A 17156-nucleotide genomic window follows, 5' to 3' on the forward strand; every position below is an offset into this window, starting at 1 on the left:
TTCTGTCCGGCTGAGAATCGGCCGTTGTCCGGCGCCCTTTGAGGGTGAACCCGCATAGTTGTCGGTAACTTGCTGAATTGTTGGGGTTTTATTTCAAATGCCAGATATCGCCAGACGCCCACCCCATGCGGCTCTCGCGGGTCTCCACAGGTTTCGCGCCTGTGCAGAACCCATCGGGCTCGTCCAATATTCTCCTCTCCACCCGGAGCGAAGATGGGCTAGAACACACCAAGCCCTAGTGCGGAGCAGCCGAGTGACTGGCCCCAGACTGACCGATATTGCCGAAAACCTGCCCGAAACCGTGCCCTTCGTCGGCCCGGAAGCGATCGAAAGGCGCACCGGCATCAGGACCCGCGCGCGAATCGGCGCCAACGAGTCCGGCTTCGGCCCGAGCCCCAAAGTCATCGAAGCGATCAAAGCCGCGACCGAGTGGATCTGGAAATATCCCGACCCGGAAAACTATGACCTCCGCGTCGCCATCGCCGATTTCCATAACGTCTCGCCCGATGAAGTCGCCATCGGCGAAGGCGTCGATGGGTTAATGGGCCTGATCGTCCGGCTTTTCATCGCTCCCGGCGAAACGCTTCTTACTTCGCTTGGCGCCTACCCGACCCTCAATTACCACGTCATCGGCCACGGCGGCCGCCTCGAATTCGTGCCCTATCGCGGCCCCTTTGAAGATCTCGACGCGCTCGCCGAGGCGGCCAGGCGCCTGAAGCCGCGAATCGTCTATGTCGCCAATCCCGACAATCCCATGGGCTCCTTCTGGTCTGCGGCTGATATCGAACGGTTCATAGCCGCCGTGCCGGATGAAACGCTCATCATGCTCGATGAAGCCTATGGCGAACTGGCGCCCGACGGCGCCCTCCCGGCCATCGATACCGGCAAGGCAAACCTCCTCCGCCTCCGCAGCTTCTCAAAGGCCTACGGGCTCGCTGGCATTCGTGTGGGTTATGCCATCGGCCCCAAGCGCCTCATCGGCGCCTTCAACCGCATCCGCAATCACTTCGGGGTCAATCGCCTCGCCCAGGCCGCCGCCATCGCCGCCCTTGCCGATCAGGACTATCTCCAGTCAGCCAGAGCCTCGATCAGCGCCGCCCGCGAACGCATCGCCGGCATCACGCGGGCGAACGGCCTCACCCCACTGCCCTCCGCCACCAACTTCGTCGCCGTCGATTGCGGCCGCGATGGCGCCTATGCGCTAAAAATCCTCGAAGGCCTCGCGCAGCAGGGCGTCTTCATCCGCAAGCCGGGCACGCCCGGCCTCGATCACCATATCCGCATCAGCGTCGGCCCGGAGCCCGATATGGCACTGCTCGAAGCGGCGCTGCCAAAGGCCATCGAGGCGGCTCAGGGCGCTGCGTAAAGTCCGATCTTGGCGAGCAGATAGCGGTGGTTCGAGCCGAAACTGTTCTCGCCAGCCGCGATCTCGAGAATGCGCGCTTCACCCTTGGTGAAAATGTTGTCGATCGGCACGCCGAGCGCACCAAGCTCTACCGGCCAGGTCGCCGGATAAGACGGTCCAGGAATGAGATCCTGCGTCCGCCCCAGCCGCGCCAACGGCGCCGACCAGATCGACGCATTGAAATCGCCTGAAAGAATAATCGGCCCTGTGATTTTCGACAGCACGTAGCGCAAATAGCCAAGCTCTTGCAGCGACGCCTCGTCGAAATACGGCTTTGAGAGGTGGATGCCGACCACGGTCACCTTGGTCCCCTCGATCGTCATCGGCGCAATCACGAGACGCGATCGGTTAAAGGGCGGTATCGTCCGCAGCTCTCCGTTCTCGATCGGAAAGCGCGAGAACAGCGAAATATCGCAGGACGCGACCCGATCGCAGCCGAGCCGATTGGGCATGGCCCTCTCGATCTCGGGCAAGTATTCGACGACGCCCGGCGTCTCGAGAATCAGAGCCACATCCGGCGCTGACCTTACGATAAACTCAGCCGCCTGATCCGCTGTCTGGTTGGATGCGAGTACGTTGTAATTGAGAAACTTAATCTCGGCCTTGAGCGGCCCCACCGGCGCCTCGCGCCGCATCTGGAACTCGCGGACGTAATAGGCGCCATGCACGAAGGCGCCTGCCAGGAAAACGAGGAACAACATCGCGCGCCAACGCGCGCCAAACAGCGCCATGGCGAGCGCCAGAACCACACCCAGTGCCACAAGATGGAACCGCAGCGTCTGCAACAGCAATTCGCCGGGAATACCCGGCGAAAACGAAGTGATCAGAAGAATGACGGCAAGCACGCCACTCAGGGCGAGGGCCGCGCCTCGAAACTCTGCCCGGCCCCACATGCCCCGTCTAACCGGCCAGCGCGCCTTGTGCGGCCGCGCCGCGTTCTATCATCACGCGGTTGAGCGCATTGAGATAGGCGCGGGCAGAAGCCACCAGCGTATCCGGCTCGGCGGCATTGCCCGAAGCGATCCGGCCGTTCATTTCGAGACGCACATGCGCCGAAGCCTGGGCATCGGTGCCGCCGGTAACGCCATCGACGGCATAGAGCACGAGGTGCGGATCCTGTCCGGACGCTTCCTTGATGGCATTGAAGATCGCATCGACCGACCCGGTGCCTTCATAGGATACGCTGGTCTCGACCCCATCGATCGTCACCACCAGGTTACACTTGTGCACGCCGCCGGTCTTTGAAACGACTTCCATATCGACGAGCTTGATGCGATCACCCACCGACCCCACTTCGTCGTCGACCAGCGCGATAATATCAGCGTCATAGACGTGCTTCTTGCGGTCGGCGAGGTCCTTGAAGCGCTGGAAGGCTTCCTGGAAGGCGTTGTCGCCCAGTTCGTAGCCCAGTTCCTTGAGCTTGTCCTTGAAGGCGGCGCGGCCGGAATGCTTGCCCATCACCAAGGTCGTTTCCTTGATGCCGACGCTTGCCGGGGTCATGATCTCGTAGGTTTCGGCATTCTTCAGCATACCGTCCTGGTGGATGCCGCTCTCATGCGCAAAGGCATTCTTGCCCACGATCGCCTTGTTGTATTGCACGGGGAAGTTCGACGCGGCCGAAACGATGCGGCTGGCGCGCGAGAGCTGAGTCGTCTCGATCTCGGTGAAATACGGCATGGCATCGCCGCGTGTCCGCAGCGCCATCACCACTTCTTCGAGCGCCGCATTGCCTGCTCGTTCGCCCAGGCCATTGATCGTGCATTCGATCTGGCGCGCGCCGCCGGCAACACCGGCCAGCGAATTGGCGACAGCCATGCCCAGGTCATCGTGGCAGTGCACCGAGAAGATGGCCTTGTCAGCGTTCGGCACGCTTTCGATGATCGTCTTGAACATGCGGAAGTGCTCTTCCGGCACCGCATATCCCACCGTGTCGGGCAGGTTGATCGTCGTCGCGCCGGCCTTGATCGCGGTATCCACGCAGCGCTTGAGGAATTCGAGCGGCGTGCGCGTCGCGTCCATTGCCGACCACTCGACATCGTCGACGAGGTTCCGCGCCTGCGCCACGGTGCGCGCAATGATCTCGATCACCTCGTCCTCGGTCTTTTTCATCTGGTGAGCCAGATGGATCGGGGATGTCGAAACGAAGGTATGAATGCGCCCCTTCTGCGCATGACGCACGGCCTCTCCAGCGCGGTCGATATCGGCAGTGATTGCACGTGCGAGGCCGGCAACGGTCGCGTTCTTCACCTGCTTGGCAACGGCGACAACGGCTTCGAAGTCACCATTGGACGCGATCGGGAAACCGGCTTCGATGATATCGACGCCCATTTCGTCGAGCGCGTCGGCAACCTGCAGCTTTTCTTCCAGCGTCATCGTCGCGCCGGGCGATTGCTCGCCGTCGCGCAGCGTGGTGTCGAAGATGAAAACGCGTTCTTTGTTGGAGTTCGCGGTAGCGGTCATGTCAGGCTCTTTCCTATCGGCCCCGAGGCAATGGCTCGTCGGACCGGACATTTTTGATGTTCGGTTTGTGGCGATATCCCCTGACGACCCGCTCGCTAATCCGAGCTGCCGGTGATCAGGGGCTGATAAGAAGGAGGAGAAGCGCGGCCGGAAGCAGCAACATGCCGGCAGCAATCATCAAGGCGCGGTTACGCTCCTGAGTCTGTGCGATGGCAATAGCTTTGGCGCGGCGGCGCTGCATGGAGAAACTCTCGATTTGTGAATACAATGATCCAAATCACTGTCTGAGGCAAGTGCGGAGACACCAAAGACTTTGATTTTATCTATCGGCACCAGACCCCGTCAGAGGTCGAGCGCCCCTTCCCCGACAATGACCGCATAACCACCGATCGCCCCATGCGTCAGCATTTCGGCTTCCTTCCGCAGCTGCAGGGTAATGCGGCAAAGTCGGCCCATTTCCTTGCCTTGCCGCAAAATATAGTCCGCCTGCCCCGTGCCAAAATCGGCGTTGTCCGAGAGAAGTCCGATCAGCGCCGCGGCAGCAGAGCCCGTGCCGGGGTCTTCCCCCAGATTCATCCCGAACATGCGCGCCGCGATATCGTTGTCCCTTTCCTCCGGCGTCAGCGTGAACAGGTAGGCCGAGTTGTGGTCATGCGAGAAAATAGTCTTGAATAGGGCCTGGTTCGGCTTGGCTCGCGCTAGCACTCGGGCATTGCGCACCGGCACCAGGTGAAACGTCACGCCGGCCGTGTAGACCGCCGGCGCAAACACGTCGCAGCCGATATCTTCCGGTTCGATTCCCAGCGCCTGGGCCATTCCGAGACGATCATCGAGATCGGCCAGCTTGAGCGGCAAGCGCGGAAGCGTAAACCGCGCCTCGCCGGAGCGCTTGTCGGCCTTTTCGAACAGCGCCGTGACGAGCCCGACCTTTTCTTCCATGCGCAGCGCCGTCCGCTCGCCCTGCAATCCGAGCACCACGGCAGCTCCCACCGTCGGATGCCCAGCAAACGGCAGCTCCTGATAGGGCGTAAAAATGCGAACGCCGGCCGAATTGCGCTCGTTCTTGGGCCTGGTCAAAAACACGGTTTCGCTGAGGTTGAATTCCCGCGCGATTGCCTGCATTTCATTGTCCAAGAGGCCATCCCCCTTCAGCACGACGGCAAGGGCATTGCCCTGCAGCCGTTCACGCGTAAAGACGTCGAGCAAGAGATAGTCGAGCTTCATTTCAGGCCTCAGGCAAAGCAAAATCGGCGCGGTTGCGGCCGAGATGGTCGCAGAGGGCGTCCACAGCCACGGCGTGGTCTTTCCGTCCGGGAAGCCCGGAAATCGTCAGCGCGCCGATGACGCCTGCGCCGGGCACGCGGAGCGGGAAACCGCCGCCAGCAATCACATAGTCTGCCGGATCGGCACCCGACTGCGGCGAAAAAGGCGCCTCGCCACGTTCCAGCACCATGCGGTAGCTCGCCCGGTGAAAGCGCTTGACCGTATTGATCTTGCGCCGCACCCATTCGGCATTGTCCGCGCTTGTGCCCGCCGTTGCGGCAAAGAAAAGCTGCCGATCCCAGGTGCGAATGTCGACCACGAGCGACAGACCCTCAGCCTGGGCTCGCGCGCGGATTGCGGAGCCGATTTCGAAAGCGACGGTCTCGTCGAGCGCCGGCAGAACCAGCTCCATTTCCTGGCGCTTCACCTGCGCGATATCGTCTTCGGTGCTCATCGATCAGTCCTGATGCAAACGGGTAAAGGCTTCGAATAAAGGTGTCCGGTCCACTGCGCCTTTTGAAAATTTGACCTGCGCCGGGTCGATCTTGGCCCATGCAGCCTTGCTGTCGGTCCAGATATTGCCCACCGGCTCGGCCCAGTCGATATCGTCGAGCGTTCCAGCGCGCACGACCTTGATGCCTGGCGCGGGTGGGTCGTTCCAGAGCCAGCCGTGGCAATGCGCGCAAAAGTTCATGACAATGATATTGCCGCTGTCGGCTTTGCGATCGTACTGGTCAATATCGCCCGAAATCAGCTCGAAATTTTCTTCGGTCACGATCATCGACGTCGACCAGCCCGCGCCCGAAAAGCGCTGACAGTCCTTGCAGTGACAATTATAGACCGAGCGTGGCGCGGCAGTCAGCCGATAGCGCGCCTGGCCGCATTGGCAGCCGCCTTCGACCGGAAAATTCGGCAGAGTCATCCGTACTCCTCCCCACCTGCTTGCAGCAGTTTTACTGCAAGCGTCCATTGAGGCAAGCGCGCTTAAAGCGCGATCCGTCCATCCTGCCAGGCATCGAGAATTTCCGCAGCATAGGCCATCACGTGTCCCCTGCTCGCGGCATCGGCAGCGCGTCGAAGCGCCACGACGTCGGCAAGCTCACGGTGCTCCTGCTGCTCGAGATTGGCCCTGATCCGCATGACCAGTTCGTCAGCGGTATCGCTGAAATGAAAGGCCTGGCCGATCGAGATGCGTGGACCATCGAGAACAGCCACAAGATTGCCCCGGCGTGCCTCGGCGTGATCGAGTCCCGTTTCCTCTTTCAGTTCCCATTCTGTCGATCGCGCCACATCGATCCTCCCGTCGGGTAGAACGTCGCGCGGCTCCAGTGATCCGCCGGCCGGATAGATTCGTCCGGCATTGGCGGTATTCTTCCCCATCAACCCATAGAGCATGAAACCGTCCGACGAAATGATCAGCGCCGACCCGAAGAGATTGCGAATGCCGATCTCGGGAAACCCGGCTTCGCGCCAGGTCAGGAACGCGGAAAAGGCATCTTCCCGCGCCGATGCGCGCAAATGGCCATCCTCGTCGATGACAGGTGGCGTCACCCCGATAATCCGCCCATCCCAAAGGTGTGGATTTTCGGCCAGCATGGCCGCCCAGCGCTCGCCGACGGAGGCCCGCAGATCTCGGGGCAGTTCCCACGTCCCTTCGACAAAGCGGATGTCGACGCCCTTGATGGGGACGATGCTGATGCTCATGAAATCACCTGGCTGAGAAACAAAAACGGGGGCCGAGGCCCCCGTCGCTAATGACCAATTATGGCAATTAGTTCTTGGCCTTGTCGACCAACGCACCAGCCTTGATCCACGGCATCATGTCGCGGAGCTTGGCGCCGACTTCTTCGATCGGATGCTCGTCGGCGAGGCGACGGGTCGCCTTGAAGCGCGAGGCGCCGCCCTTGTATTCCTGCATCCAGTCCGAAGTGAACTTGCCCGACTGGATGTCATGGAGCACGCGCTTCATCTCGGCCTTGGTTTCCGAGGTGATAATGCGCGGGCCGGTGACATATTCACCCCACTCGGCCGTGTTTGAGATCGAGTAGTTCATGTTGGCGATGCCGCCCTGGTAGATCAGGTCGACGATCAGCTTCACTTCGTGCAAGCACTCGAAATAGGCCATTTCTGGCGCATAGCCGGCTTCCACCAGCGTCTCAAAGCCGGCACGGATCAGTTCGACGAGGCCACCGCATAGCACGGCCTGTTCGCCGAAGAGGTCGGTTTCGCATTCTTCGCGGAAGTTGGTTTCGATGACGCCCGAACGGCCGCCGCCAACGCCCGAAGCATAGGCAAGCGCGATGTCATGGGCATTGCCCGAAGCGTCGTGGTGCACGGCGATGAGGCACGGCACGCCGCCACCCTTCTGGTATTCACCGCGCACGGTATGGCCCGGACCCTTCGGCGCAATCATGATCACGTCGACGGTCGACTTGGGTTCGATCAGGTTGAAGTGCACGTTGAGGCCGTGCGCGAAAGCGAGCGCTGCGCCGTCACGGATATTGGGCTCGATGTCCTTCTTGTAGATATCGGCCTGCAGTTCGTCCGGGGTCAGCAGCATGATCACGTCTGCCCATGCGGAAGCCTCGGCAACGCTCATGACCTTGAGGCCTTCGCCCTCGGCCTTCTTTGCCGACGGTGAGCCAGGACGCAGACCCACGGCGACATTGGTGACGCCCGAGTCGCGCAGGTTAAGCACATGGGCATGGCCCTGCGAGCCGTAGCCGATGATGGCGACCTTCTTGGCCTTGATGATGTTGATGTCAGCATCACGATCGTAATAGACGCGCATGGGTATCTCCCCTCAACTGCGATTTTTAGATGTTTGCCTTGGCCCCGTAGAGGGCCAAAAATTGATCCGTCGCGGCCTTCACATCGGCTTCGATATTGGCTTCGACATTGGATTGGGTCAGCGCCTTGTCCCCGAGCAGCAGACGGATCTGTACGTCGCGGACGACCAGGCCGAAAAAAGTGCGATAGGCATCTTCGCTGGAATTGAAGCGCAGCAGCCGCGCATCCCGCGCCGCCTCGAGGATCGGCTTCAGCCGCCGGCGAATAGCCAGCGGCCCATTCTCGAGCACGATATTGCCCAGGCTATCCTTCTCCTGCGCCGCATGCGTAATCGCCGTGCGATTGAGCGTAATGGAAACCTCGCCGACAATCGTCGTGAGAAGATCGCGCGCAAACTGCTCGAGGCTTTCGCGCAGCACTTTCGCGCTGAGATGGCTCCGGTCGACCGTCGGCATACGCACCTTGGCCGCCTGCCACTGCACGGTCGCCGTGAGCAGCCCATCGCGATCGCCGAACCACTTATAGAGCGTTTCCTTCGAGCACGAAGCCCGCCGCGCCACCGCGGTCATAGTCAGCCCATCGCCATTCTCGACCAAAAGATCGAGCGCTGCCGTCAGCACCGCCTGCTGGCGGGGCGTGAAGGTCTCTTCACTGATCTTGATCTGCACAGGCACGCGCAACCCTCAACGAACAGCCGAACGTTTTCGGCATTTTCCGTCCGCTGGCGTACCGTACGGTACGGTTCCGCGCAAGAGGGATTCTGCGTCGGCTCGATAGATTTTGGTGGGTGCCGAAGTCACCCCCTCCCAGCCTCCCCCATTATGGGGAGGTGCAGGAACAGAGTTCTTGGCGAGATACTGCGTAAGACTCGATGCGGCACCTCCCCCTGGATGGGGGAGGCTGGGAGGGGGTGTCGGCACACACAGCGGTGCGGGACTGCCCAGACCTCACACCACCTCCGGTATCCACACCACCATGCTACCCCGCCCGCGATTGGCCCAGAGATAATACGGAATCGCCGTCAGGCTCGACTCCCTCTCGACCGGCGGCTTGCTCCGGTAGAGGCCTGACCACTCACTCTCGTCGATCGCGGTCGCCGGAGCCTTGAGCGTCACGACACCATCGAACAGGCCCGGATCGGTCTTCACTTCCACTTCAGCATCGCGCTTGATCTTGAGCCGCTGCACGCGTCCGCCCGGGTTGTCTGCCTCCTCGATGCAATAAACGAGCGGTCCACGCTTCAGCGCCACGCGCCCGGCATTCATGATCACGCCCGGATGCGAATAAAGCCGCTCCGCCGGCATCGGCTGGTCCAGCGCAATCGTATCGCCCTTGGCCCAGGTGCGGTGAATGGTGACATACCCCTTCTCCGCCTTCTCTTCGACCGCCTGCCCATTCACCGAAATGGTCGCCCCATGGCACCACCCCGGAATGCGCAGTTTTACGTCGAACGCCGCCGGCGTCTCCGGATCGAGCGAAATCCTGATGTCGCCCGACCACGGATAGTTCGACACCTCCTTGAGCGCCACGCGCGTCCCGCCGATTTCGACCGTGGAGCCGATCCCACCATAAAGGTGGAACGCCACGCCGTCCTCGGACGTCGACAGAAAATACCCGCCCACCGACGCCACCAGCCGCGACACGTTCATCGTGCAACACGGGCAGGTGTGCCATTCCCACCGCGTCGGCGTGCCGTCGCTTTCGAGCGGATTGGCATAAAAATAGTGCTCGCCATCCCGGCTCAGTCCCGAAAGCGCGCCATTGAACATGGCAAGCTCGAGAATGTCTGCATACTTCCCGTCGAGATCGAGATGCAGCATCCGCTGCGCCCAGAAGATCAGCGCCACCGAGGCACAGGTCTCGGCATAGGCCGTCTGGTTCGGCAGGTCGAAATCATCGGTAAAACCCTCGTTATGCGCCGAGGGCCCAAGGCCCGCCGTCACATACATCTTGGTTTCCATTACATCGTCCCACAGCACCTCGCAGGCCCGCTTCAGCGCCGGATCGTTGAGTTCGGCCGCCAGATCCGCCATTGCCGTATAAAGATACATGGCGCGCACCGCGTGCCCCACGACCTTATCCTGCTCGCGCACCGGCTTGTGGCTCTGCGAATATTCGTAATTCGCAAAGACATAGCGCTGCTTGGCTTCTGCCCCCTCGCGCGCCTCCCGCTCGATGTCGAAATAGTGCGGCGGCTGCTGCCCGCGCTCGTTGATGAGGTAGGTGGCGAAGTCGAGGTGCTTCCGCTCCCCAGTGAGGTAGTAGAGCTTCATCAGCGCCAGCTCGATTTCCTCGTGCCCGTCATAGCCGCGCTTCTTGCCCGGCTCGGTGCCGAAGGTGGCATAGATGTGCTCGAGATAGCGCTCCATCACGTCGAGAAACCGTCGCCGTCCGGTTACGCGAAAATAGGCGATGGCGCCTTCGAGCAGGTGCCCGGCATTATACATCTCGTGATTATCGCGCAGGTTCGTCCAGCGGTTCTCCGGCTCGTGGCCGAGATACCAGCAGTTAAGATAGCCATCCGGTGCCTGCGCCTTTTCAAGATCATCGATCGCCGCCTCGATCTTGGCCTCGATATCCTCATTGCGTCGATGCGCCAGCGCGTAACTTGCCGCCTCGATCCACTTGCCCACGTCGCTGTCCCAGAAGACCTGCACCGTAAAGCCATTGGCATGGCGCGGAAAACGCAGTGGCGGCGGCGGATTGGGCAGCTTCAGCGAGTCGAGAATGCCAACCTCGGCCAGCTTCTTGTGCTGGCTCGGCACTGTGCGGTCGAGCACCGTTTCGAGCCGCTCGTGCCAGAATTGACCTTCCAGCCGCACATCGGGAAAGGGAACGGGCGAATAGCGAGACATGAGAAAACCTTTTCTCTTTCAGACCTTTAGACGTGAAGTTCCAAACAACCCGCCCCCGATTGTCACCCCGGTGAAGGCCGGGGCCCATCTTGAAATCTCAGGATGGATCCCGGCCTTCGCCGGGATGACACGCGGTGGGAGTTAAAAACTGTAGCTAAATCCGCTTCCCACTCTGCGGATCGAAAAGATGGATCTGCGCCGGATCGATCGACACGCCAACCCGATCGCCCACGGCGCGATTGGCACGCTCGCTCTGCACCAATTGCAATGCGCCATCGTCCGACGTCAGATACGTCGCAGACCCGGTCGACTCGATATTGCCGATGGTAAAGTGGAAGCTCGGCGGTCCATTGGCAATCGTCAGGTTTTCCGGACGCATGCCGGCGGTCACCGCTCGATTGGGCTCGACCTGTCGCGGCAGTGCGATCCTTTCGCCGGTCTTGAGCACCAACGTCGTTCCGTCTTCGGCAATTTGCGCCTCGACGAAATTCATGGCCGGCGAACCGATGAACCCAGCAACGAACCGATTGACCGGGTGATCGTAGAGATCGAGCGGCCGCCCCTGCTGTTCGATGATGCCATCGCGCATGACGACGACCCAGTCCGCCATGGTCATGGCCTCGATCTGATCATGCGTCACATAAACCGACGTCGCCCCCAGCCGGTCGTGCAGCGCCCGGATTTCCTTTCGCATCTGCACGCGCAGCGCCGCATCGAGATTGGAGAGCGGCTCATCGAAAAGGAAGGCCTTGGGGTTGCGGATGATCGCCCGCCCCATCGCCACGCGCTGCCTCTGCCCGCCCGAAAGCTGGCGCGGATAACGCGGCAGCAATTGCGAGAGGCCCGTTGTCTGTGCCACCTCGGCGGCCTTTGCCTTAGCCTCGGCTTTCCCAACGCCATGTAGTCGTAGCGAATAGGTCAGGTTTTCTTCCACTGTCATGTGCGGATAGAGCGCATAGCTCTGGAACACCATGGCAATGTCGCGATGGCGCGGCGGCACGCCGGTCATGGTCTTGCCCGCGATGGACAGTTCGCCAGAGCTGATGGTTTCGAGCCCGGCAATCGAGCGCAGCAGCGTTGATTTCCCACAGCCAGAAGGCCCGACCAGCGCGACGAAGCTTCCCTTCTCGATCCTCAGGCTCACGTCTTTGAGGGCGTGAAACGACCCATAGTGTTTCTGGATATGCGAAAGTTCGATCTGGGCAGTCATTTGAGGGCTCCCGAGGTGAGGCCGGAAACGATGCGGCGCTGCAGCAGCACGAAGACAGCAAGGATCGGCGTCACATAGATCGCCGAGTAGGCCATGATGGAGTTCCAGTCGGTCGAATTAGGTCCGAGGAAGCCGGAAAGCCCGACGCTCGCCGGCTGCAAGGCTGGGCTCTGGATAATCGACTTGGAATAGATGTATTCGCCGAAAGAGCTCATAAAGGTGAGGATGGCGCAGACCAGAATGCCGTTCCGCGCTAGCGGCAGGACGATGGAAAAGAACGCGCCGACGCGCGAATTACCATCCACCAGTGCCGCCTCTTCGAGCTCGCGCGGCACGGTCATGAAGGTCGCACGGACGAGGACGACGAAGAACGGCATGGCCTTGGCCGCAGCTGCCAACACCACCGCCGTCCGCGGATAGTTGAGCAGGCCGAATTGGTTGAAGGCCACAAAGAGCGGCGTCACCATCACGGATGCCGGCAAAACCTGAAGCATCAGGATCGAGAAAAGCCCGATATCGACCCACACATTGCGATAGCGCGCCAGCACATAGGCGCATCCCGTGCCGAAGATCACCGTGATGGCGGTGACGCCGGCAGCGATCAGCGTCGAGTTCCAGAGAAACACGTGCATCGTTCGCCGCGTCCACACGTCGGGATAGATCGACGCATCGATGTCGCGCGGCCAGAAGGTCGGTGGATTGGCGAAGATTTCCGAGCCCGATTTGAAGCTCGTGACATACATCCAGTAGAGCGGGAAAAGGTAGACGGCGGCCAGCGCCAAAGCGACGGCAAGCAGCAGCCAGGGAATAAAAGGCCGGGTCATCCGCGCACCTCATGGCGGGTCGAGCGCACATAGATGATCGAGGCGAAGAGCACGAGCACCAGCATCATCACCGAGATCGTCGCGCCCTTGGCGAAATCGTAAAGCTGGAAGCTCATTTGCCAGGACCAATATTGGGCCACCGTCGAGGTATTGGCGGGGCCACCCTCGGTGATGGCGGGAAAGAGGTCGAACTGCTGCAGCGTGCCGATCAGCCCGAGAGAGAGCACTGCGCCAATGGTCGATCGCATCATTGGCAAGGTGATGGTCCAGAAGCGCTGGAAGGCATTGGCGCCATCGAGTTCGGCAGCCTCATAAAGGTCGCGGGGAATAGCGGCGAGCCCGACCGAGAGGAGCAACATGTTGAAGGCAAGACCCAGCCAGATATTGGCGATGACCACGGCCCAGATGGAAAACGCCGGGTCCGACTTCCAGAAGACGGTCGATTGGATGATCCCGAGGTTTCTGAGGATCGTGTTCAGCACGCCAAAATCGCCAGCCAGGATCCAGCTCCAGATAGCGCCGACGACCAGCCCAGGCATAACCCAGGAGACGAGAAACAATCCGCGAATGGTCGAGGCACCCGGAAAATTCTGCGCAAAGAACAGCGCCAGCGCAAAGCCGAGAACGAATTGCCCGGCCATGGAGAAGAACACGAAGATGACCGTATTGCGCGTCACGAGCCAGAACTCGGGTGCCCGCACCACGTCGATATAGTTCTGGATTCCTGCAAAGGGACGAATGAACGAGCCCAGGGTGAACATGTCCACCTGCTGAAAGCTCATCAGCACGTTATAGATCAGCGGTAGGCCAGCCATGGCGACGAGAAAGATCATCGCAACGGTCACCAGCAAGATATCGAACCCGACGCCGTCGCGCAGGCCAGCAAAAAATCGTCCCACAAATCCTCTCCTGATCGGTTGATCGCGCAATCGCGTCACAGGCGCGATCGGCACCTCCCCTTGATGGGGGAAGATGGGAGGGGGTGTTGCCGCGGCAACAATCCCCTCTCACGTTGCAACCGTTACTTCCCGAGAATGCCGTCGATCGTGGCCTGGGCTTGGTTGAGTGCGTCCATGGACGACATCTGGCCGGTCAAGGCAGCCTGCTCGGCGTCATAGATCGCCTTGGAGATCTTCTGCCATTCCGGATGCGGACCGCGCGGCTGGGCATATTGAAGCTGGTCGAGGAACACCTTGAGCGCCGCGTCCTTCTTCTCGTTGCCGGTCACCGGCAGGTCGATGTCGCTGCGTGCCGGGATCGAACCGAATTCTTCAAAGATGCGGTTGTCCTGGGCAGCAAAGTATTCGAGCGCGCGGAAGGCTTCATCCGGGTGCTGGGTGGTAGACATGATGCCCCAATCGAACCCACCGAGAGCCGACGAACGCTCGCCGCCTTCAGTGATGGTCGGCAACAGCGCCACGCCCCAGTCAAACTTGGCGTCTTCCGACATGCGGTCCACTTCCCAAGGGCCGGAAATCGCCATGGCGGCATTGCCCGAGTTGAACACACCGGTCGAGTCCCACTGGCCAAGGCTCAGCACATCGCGCGAAGCATAACCCTTGTCGATCAGGCCCTTCCAAAGGTCCAGTACTTGAGCTGCGCCTTCGGTGTTGACCTTATCGTAGCCGCCGCCGGACATCTGGATGATCGGCAGGAACTGGAATGTGCCTTCTTCGCCGGCACGCGCCGAGAAAGTCACGCCATAGACGTTGTTGGCCGGGTCGGTCAGCTTTTCGGCGTATTCTGCCAGCTGCGCCCAGGTCTTCGGTGGCTCGGTGATGCCGGCCTTGGCAAACAGGTCCTTGTTGTAGAAGACGCCGATCGTGTCGGTATATTTCGGAATGCCGAAGAGCTTGCCGTCCCATTTGACCGAGTTCAGCGGGCCTTCGAAATAGTTGGCTTCCTTAATCACGCTCGAATTGGCGACGCGATCGGTGATGTCGAGCATGGCGCCGCGCGAGGAGAAGAGCGCGAAGTCCGGATTGTCGAACGAAACGATATCGGGCGCGTTGCCGGTTGCGAAGGCGCGCAGCGTTTCCTGCACCAGATCGTCGAACGGGACGGCGCGATATTCGACGACGATGTCGTCATTGGCCTCATCGAACTCCTTGGAGAACGTATCGGCGATGCCGACGCGGTCGACGCCGTCGATCGACCAGATCTTCAGCGTCACCTGCGCGAAAGCGGGCGATGCCAGTGTCATCGCGCCAATGCTGGCGGCAGCCATAAGAGCAGCTAGATGCAGTTTCATGTGGTTCCTCTCCCAAGCGGCACAAGCGCCGCGAAATGCGCTGAAACGGGCCCTCCTGCCCTGCCCAGCCTTTACTCGACGGTGGCTTCTACCCCTCCGCGTCGATGCGTAACCGCGGCGCTACCGCCGCATGATTGTCTGACAACGAGACTGCACGGCAGCTTCCGGATCCCCGGCTCGACTGCCCTGCCCTCCGCCAATTCCAAAACCAGCCGCCCGGCCTCACGCCCGATGGCCTTGAGATTCATGTCGACCGAAGTCATCGGCGGCCGTGTCTGGCTCGCAACGATGTCCCAATTGTCGAAGCCGACCACAGCGACATCCTCCGGCACCCCGACGCCGCGCTCGCGCAAAGCATCGACGACGCCGCGCCCAATCTGGTCATTGCCGCAAAAAATCGCATCCGGCCGCGCGCCTTCCGCGGTCCACAACAGGTCGACCGCCGCATGCCCCCAATGCTCGGACCACTCCCCATGGAGCACGATACCCTCGCCGCCCACAGCCGCCCGATACGCCGCCGCACGCTCCCGAACCGAAGCAAAACTTTCAGGACCCGTAACATGCACGATACGCTTCCGCCCGAGCCGCTTGAGGTGTTCGACCGCTTCGGTCGACCCCTGCGCATCGTCGGACACCAGCGTCACCGATCCCTCATGCCCCTCGGTAAAGGCATAGACCACCGGCACCGGCAGATTGCTGAGATCGACCGGCAACTTCCGATCCACGCGCTTGCCCGAGGCGATGATCCCATCAACCTGCTTGTCGAGCATGGCATCGAGATGCAGCTTTCCAAGCGCCGGGTCATCATCGACCCCACAAAGGAAAACCGACACGCCCTGATCGACCAGTGCCTCCGAAATCCCCGCCATCACCGGCAGCGTAAAGCGGCCATAGGTGTCATTGGTCAGTAGCCCGATGGTAAAGCTCCGGCGCTGGATCAGCCCCCGCGCCATGGCGTTCGGCCGGAACCCCAACTGCGTCGCCGCAGCCTTCACCTTGGCCCGCGTTTCATCGGTCATCCGTCCGGTGTCGTTAAGCGCCTTGGAGGCCGTCGCAACGCTCACGCCAGCGAGGTGCGCGACATCGTAAATGCGAACTCGACCTCCCCCAGCGCTCACGACATCCTCCCGAGAAACCGTTTTCTCAATGCAGAGAAAACGTTTTTCTTGCCCACGTCAAGTTAAGTATGACTTATCCTGCGACAAATTCTCCACCCCGGCTCGCCTTGAGATAATTGAGCGCGTGCACCTGCCCCGTCATCTCAAGCTCGCCGCGATAAACCGGGTCATGCCAGCCCTCGATATCGATCGAGCCCTGGTATCCCGCGAGCCGCAATTCCGAGATCACATCGGTCCAGTTGCTATCGCCAAAACCCGGTGTGCGCATGAACACGAACTTTTCCTTGCCGAAGACGCCATGCTCCTTGATGACCTCCCAGCGGATCGTCGCGTCCTTGCCGTGCACGTGGAAGAACTTGTGCGCCCATTTCCGGATCTGCGGCATCGGGTCGATCAGATAGACCATCTGATGGCACGGCTCCCATTCGAGCCCGATATTGTCGTCCGGCGTCTCATTGAACATCAGCTCCCACGCATCGGGATTGTGCGCGATGTTCCAGTCGCCGCTCGCCCAATTCCCGTCCATGGCGCAGTTTTCGAAGGCGATCTTGACGCCCTTGTCCGCCGCGCGCTTGGCCAGTTCGCTCCACACTTCCTTGTAGCGCGGCAGGCTATCGGTAAGCACCTTGTTACGAATACGCCCGGTAAATCCGGCAACGCACGTCGCCCCAAAGTGGTGCGCATTGTCGATACACTGCTTCCAGCCTTCGAGCGTTTGCTGATCCATCTCCTGGTCTTCCAGCGGATTGCCGAACATGCCGATGGTCGAGATGGTGATGTCGCGATCGCCGATCGCATCGAGACAGCGCTTGCCCAATTCGGCCAAGTCCTGGCCGTTGGTCGTCTGCCAGAAGAATGGCTCAAAGCTCTCAAAGCCCAGGTCGGCGATTTTTGCGATATTCTCCGGCGCCTTCCCCTCCGTGGATTGGATCATGGTGCCGATGCGGATGGATTTGGCGGGGTTGGACACGAACGAAAAC

The 17156-nt window shown here is 60.9% G+C and carries 17 protein-coding genes; 1 reads left to right on the plus strand and 16 read right to left on the minus strand.

The window, feature by feature from the left end; genetic code table 11:
* Positions 1-253: 253 nt before the first annotated feature.
* On the plus strand, positions 254-1366 hold the full coding sequence (locus VW35_RS05530) for a pyridoxal phosphate-dependent aminotransferase (protein WP_046142523.1): 1113 nt from the start codon (positions 254-256) through the stop codon (positions 1364-1366).
* Here VW35_RS05530 and VW35_RS05535 read toward each other — a convergent pair.
* The 16 genes from VW35_RS05535 to VW35_RS05605 all read right to left on the minus strand — a co-directional run bounded on the left by VW35_RS05535 (position 1351) and on the right by VW35_RS05605 (position 17146).
* On the minus strand, positions 1351-2298 hold the full coding sequence (locus tag VW35_RS05535; RefSeq protein WP_152662493.1) for an endonuclease/exonuclease/phosphatase family protein: 948 nt from the start codon (positions 2296-2298) through the stop codon (positions 1351-1353). The two genes, VW35_RS05530 and VW35_RS05535, sit on opposite strands and share 16 nt — an antisense overlap.
* A 7-nt stretch (positions 2299-2305) precedes the next feature.
* Positions 2306-3865, minus strand: a complete 1560-nt coding sequence (locus VW35_RS05540; protein WP_046141999.1) for a 2-isopropylmalate synthase — start codon at positions 3863-3865, stop codon at positions 2306-2308.
* A 115-nt stretch (positions 3866-3980) separates the two neighbouring features.
* Entirely contained in the window at positions 3981-4106 is a 126-nt protein-coding gene (locus VW35_RS22125) for a hypothetical protein (protein WP_280136756.1), read from the minus strand.
* A 101-nt stretch (positions 4107-4207) separates the two neighbouring features.
* Positions 4208-5089: a PhzF family phenazine biosynthesis protein gene (locus tag VW35_RS05545; protein ID WP_046142000.1), complete on the minus strand. Its 882-nt coding sequence runs from the start codon at positions 5087-5089 to the stop codon at positions 4208-4210.
* A gap of 1 nt (position 5090) precedes the next feature.
* Positions 5091-5582 carry a heme-degrading domain-containing protein gene (locus VW35_RS05550; protein WP_046142001.1) on the minus strand — a complete coding sequence of 164 codons (492 nt, stop codon included), beginning with the start codon at positions 5580-5582 and terminating at the stop codon, positions 5091-5093.
* A 3-nt stretch (positions 5583-5585) separates the two neighbouring features.
* Entirely contained in the window at positions 5586-6050 is a 465-nt protein-coding gene (locus VW35_RS05555) for a GFA family protein (RefSeq protein WP_052951522.1), read from the minus strand.
* A gap of 62 nt (positions 6051-6112) precedes the next feature.
* Positions 6113-6832: a hypothetical protein gene (locus VW35_RS05560; protein WP_052951523.1), complete on the minus strand. Its 720-nt coding sequence runs from the start codon at positions 6830-6832 to the stop codon at positions 6113-6115.
* 67 nt (positions 6833-6899) lie between these two features.
* Complete coding sequence (gene ilvC, locus VW35_RS05565) at positions 6900-7919, minus strand: ketol-acid reductoisomerase (protein ID WP_046142002.1); 1020 nt, start codon at positions 7917-7919, stop codon at positions 6900-6902.
* 25 nt (positions 7920-7944) lie between these two features.
* The gene (locus tag VW35_RS05570; protein ID WP_046142003.1) at positions 7945-8598 is read right to left on the minus strand and encodes a TetR/AcrR family transcriptional regulator; all 654 of its coding nucleotides are present in this window, start codon (positions 8596-8598) and stop codon (positions 7945-7947) included.
* A 267-nt stretch (positions 8599-8865) separates the two neighbouring features.
* Positions 8866-10773, minus strand: a complete 1908-nt coding sequence (locus VW35_RS05575; protein ID WP_046142004.1) for a glycoside hydrolase family 127 protein — start codon at positions 10771-10773, stop codon at positions 8866-8868.
* A gap of 154 nt (positions 10774-10927) precedes the next feature.
* Positions 10928-11983, minus strand: a complete 1056-nt coding sequence (locus tag VW35_RS05580; protein WP_046142005.1) for an ABC transporter ATP-binding protein — start codon at positions 11981-11983, stop codon at positions 10928-10930.
* Positions 11980-12807 (minus strand): carbohydrate ABC transporter permease, encoded by an 828-nt coding sequence (locus VW35_RS05585; protein WP_046142006.1) that lies wholly within the window; start codon positions 12805-12807, stop codon positions 11980-11982. The genes VW35_RS05580 and VW35_RS05585 overlap by 4 nt, the downstream gene beginning before the upstream one ends.
* Positions 12804-13706: a carbohydrate ABC transporter permease gene (locus tag VW35_RS05590; RefSeq protein WP_046142007.1), complete on the minus strand. Its 903-nt coding sequence runs from the start codon at positions 13704-13706 to the stop codon at positions 12804-12806. The genes VW35_RS05585 and VW35_RS05590 overlap by 4 nt, the downstream gene beginning before the upstream one ends.
* 122 nt (positions 13707-13828) lie before the next feature.
* The gene (locus VW35_RS05595) at positions 13829-15058 is read right to left on the minus strand and encodes an ABC transporter substrate-binding protein (protein ID WP_046142008.1); all 1230 of its coding nucleotides are present in this window, start codon (positions 15056-15058) and stop codon (positions 13829-13831) included.
* Positions 15059-15129: 71 nt separating this feature from the next.
* Complete coding sequence (locus tag VW35_RS05600; RefSeq protein ID WP_046142009.1) at positions 15130-16176, minus strand: LacI family DNA-binding transcriptional regulator; 1047 nt, start codon at positions 16174-16176, stop codon at positions 15130-15132.
* 73 nt (positions 16177-16249) lie between these two features.
* Positions 16250-17146, minus strand: coding sequence for a sugar phosphate isomerase/epimerase family protein (locus VW35_RS05605; protein WP_046142010.1), 897 nt, complete (start codon positions 17144-17146; stop codon positions 16250-16252).
* Between the last annotated feature and the right edge of the window lie 10 nt (positions 17147-17156).

This window comes from Devosia soli, assembly GCF_000970455.1.
Taxonomy (GTDB): Bacteria; Pseudomonadota; Alphaproteobacteria; order Rhizobiales; family Devosiaceae; genus Devosia; species Devosia soli.

Bases quoted from the DNA above. Each gene is read 5' to 3' on its own strand.
- VW35_RS05550 (WP_046142001.1), bottom strand. From the start codon at position 5,582: ATGAGCACCGAAGACGATATCGCGCAGGTGAAGCGCCAGGAAATGGAG.
- VW35_RS05560 (WP_052951523.1), bottom strand. From the start codon at position 6,832: ATGAGCATCAGCATCGTCCCCATCAAGGGCGTCGACATCCGCTTTGTC.
- VW35_RS05540 (WP_046141999.1), bottom strand. From the start codon at position 3,865: ATGACCGCTACCGCGAACTCCAACAAAGAACGCGTTTTCATCTTCGAC.
- VW35_RS05545 (WP_046142000.1), bottom strand. From the start codon at position 5,089: ATGAAGCTCGACTATCTCTTGCTCGACGTCTTTACGCGTGAACGGCTG.
- VW35_RS05535 (WP_152662493.1), bottom strand. From the start codon at position 2,298: ATGTGGGGCCGGGCAGAGTTTCGAGGCGCGGCCCTCGCCCTGAGTGGC.
- VW35_RS05580 (WP_046142005.1), bottom strand. From the start codon at position 11,983: ATGACTGCCCAGATCGAACTTTCGCATATCCAGAAACACTATGGGTCG.
- VW35_RS05575 (WP_046142004.1), bottom strand. From the start codon at position 10,773: ATGTCTCGCTATTCGCCCGTTCCCTTTCCCGATGTGCGGCTGGAAGGT.
- VW35_RS05585 (WP_046142006.1), bottom strand. From the start codon at position 12,807: ATGACCCGGCCTTTTATTCCCTGGCTGCTGCTTGCCGTCGCTTTGGCG.
- VW35_RS22125 (WP_280136756.1), bottom strand. From the start codon at position 4,106: ATGCAGCGCCGCCGCGCCAAAGCTATTGCCATCGCACAGACTCAGGAG.
- VW35_RS05595 (WP_046142008.1), bottom strand. From the start codon at position 15,058: ATGAAACTGCATCTAGCTGCTCTTATGGCTGCCGCCAGCATTGGCGCG.
- VW35_RS05555 (WP_052951522.1), bottom strand. From the start codon at position 6,050: ATGACTCTGCCGAATTTTCCGGTCGAAGGCGGCTGCCAATGCGGCCAG.
- ilvC (WP_046142002.1), bottom strand. From the start codon at position 7,919: ATGCGCGTCTATTACGATCGTGATGCTGACATCAACATCATCAAGGCC.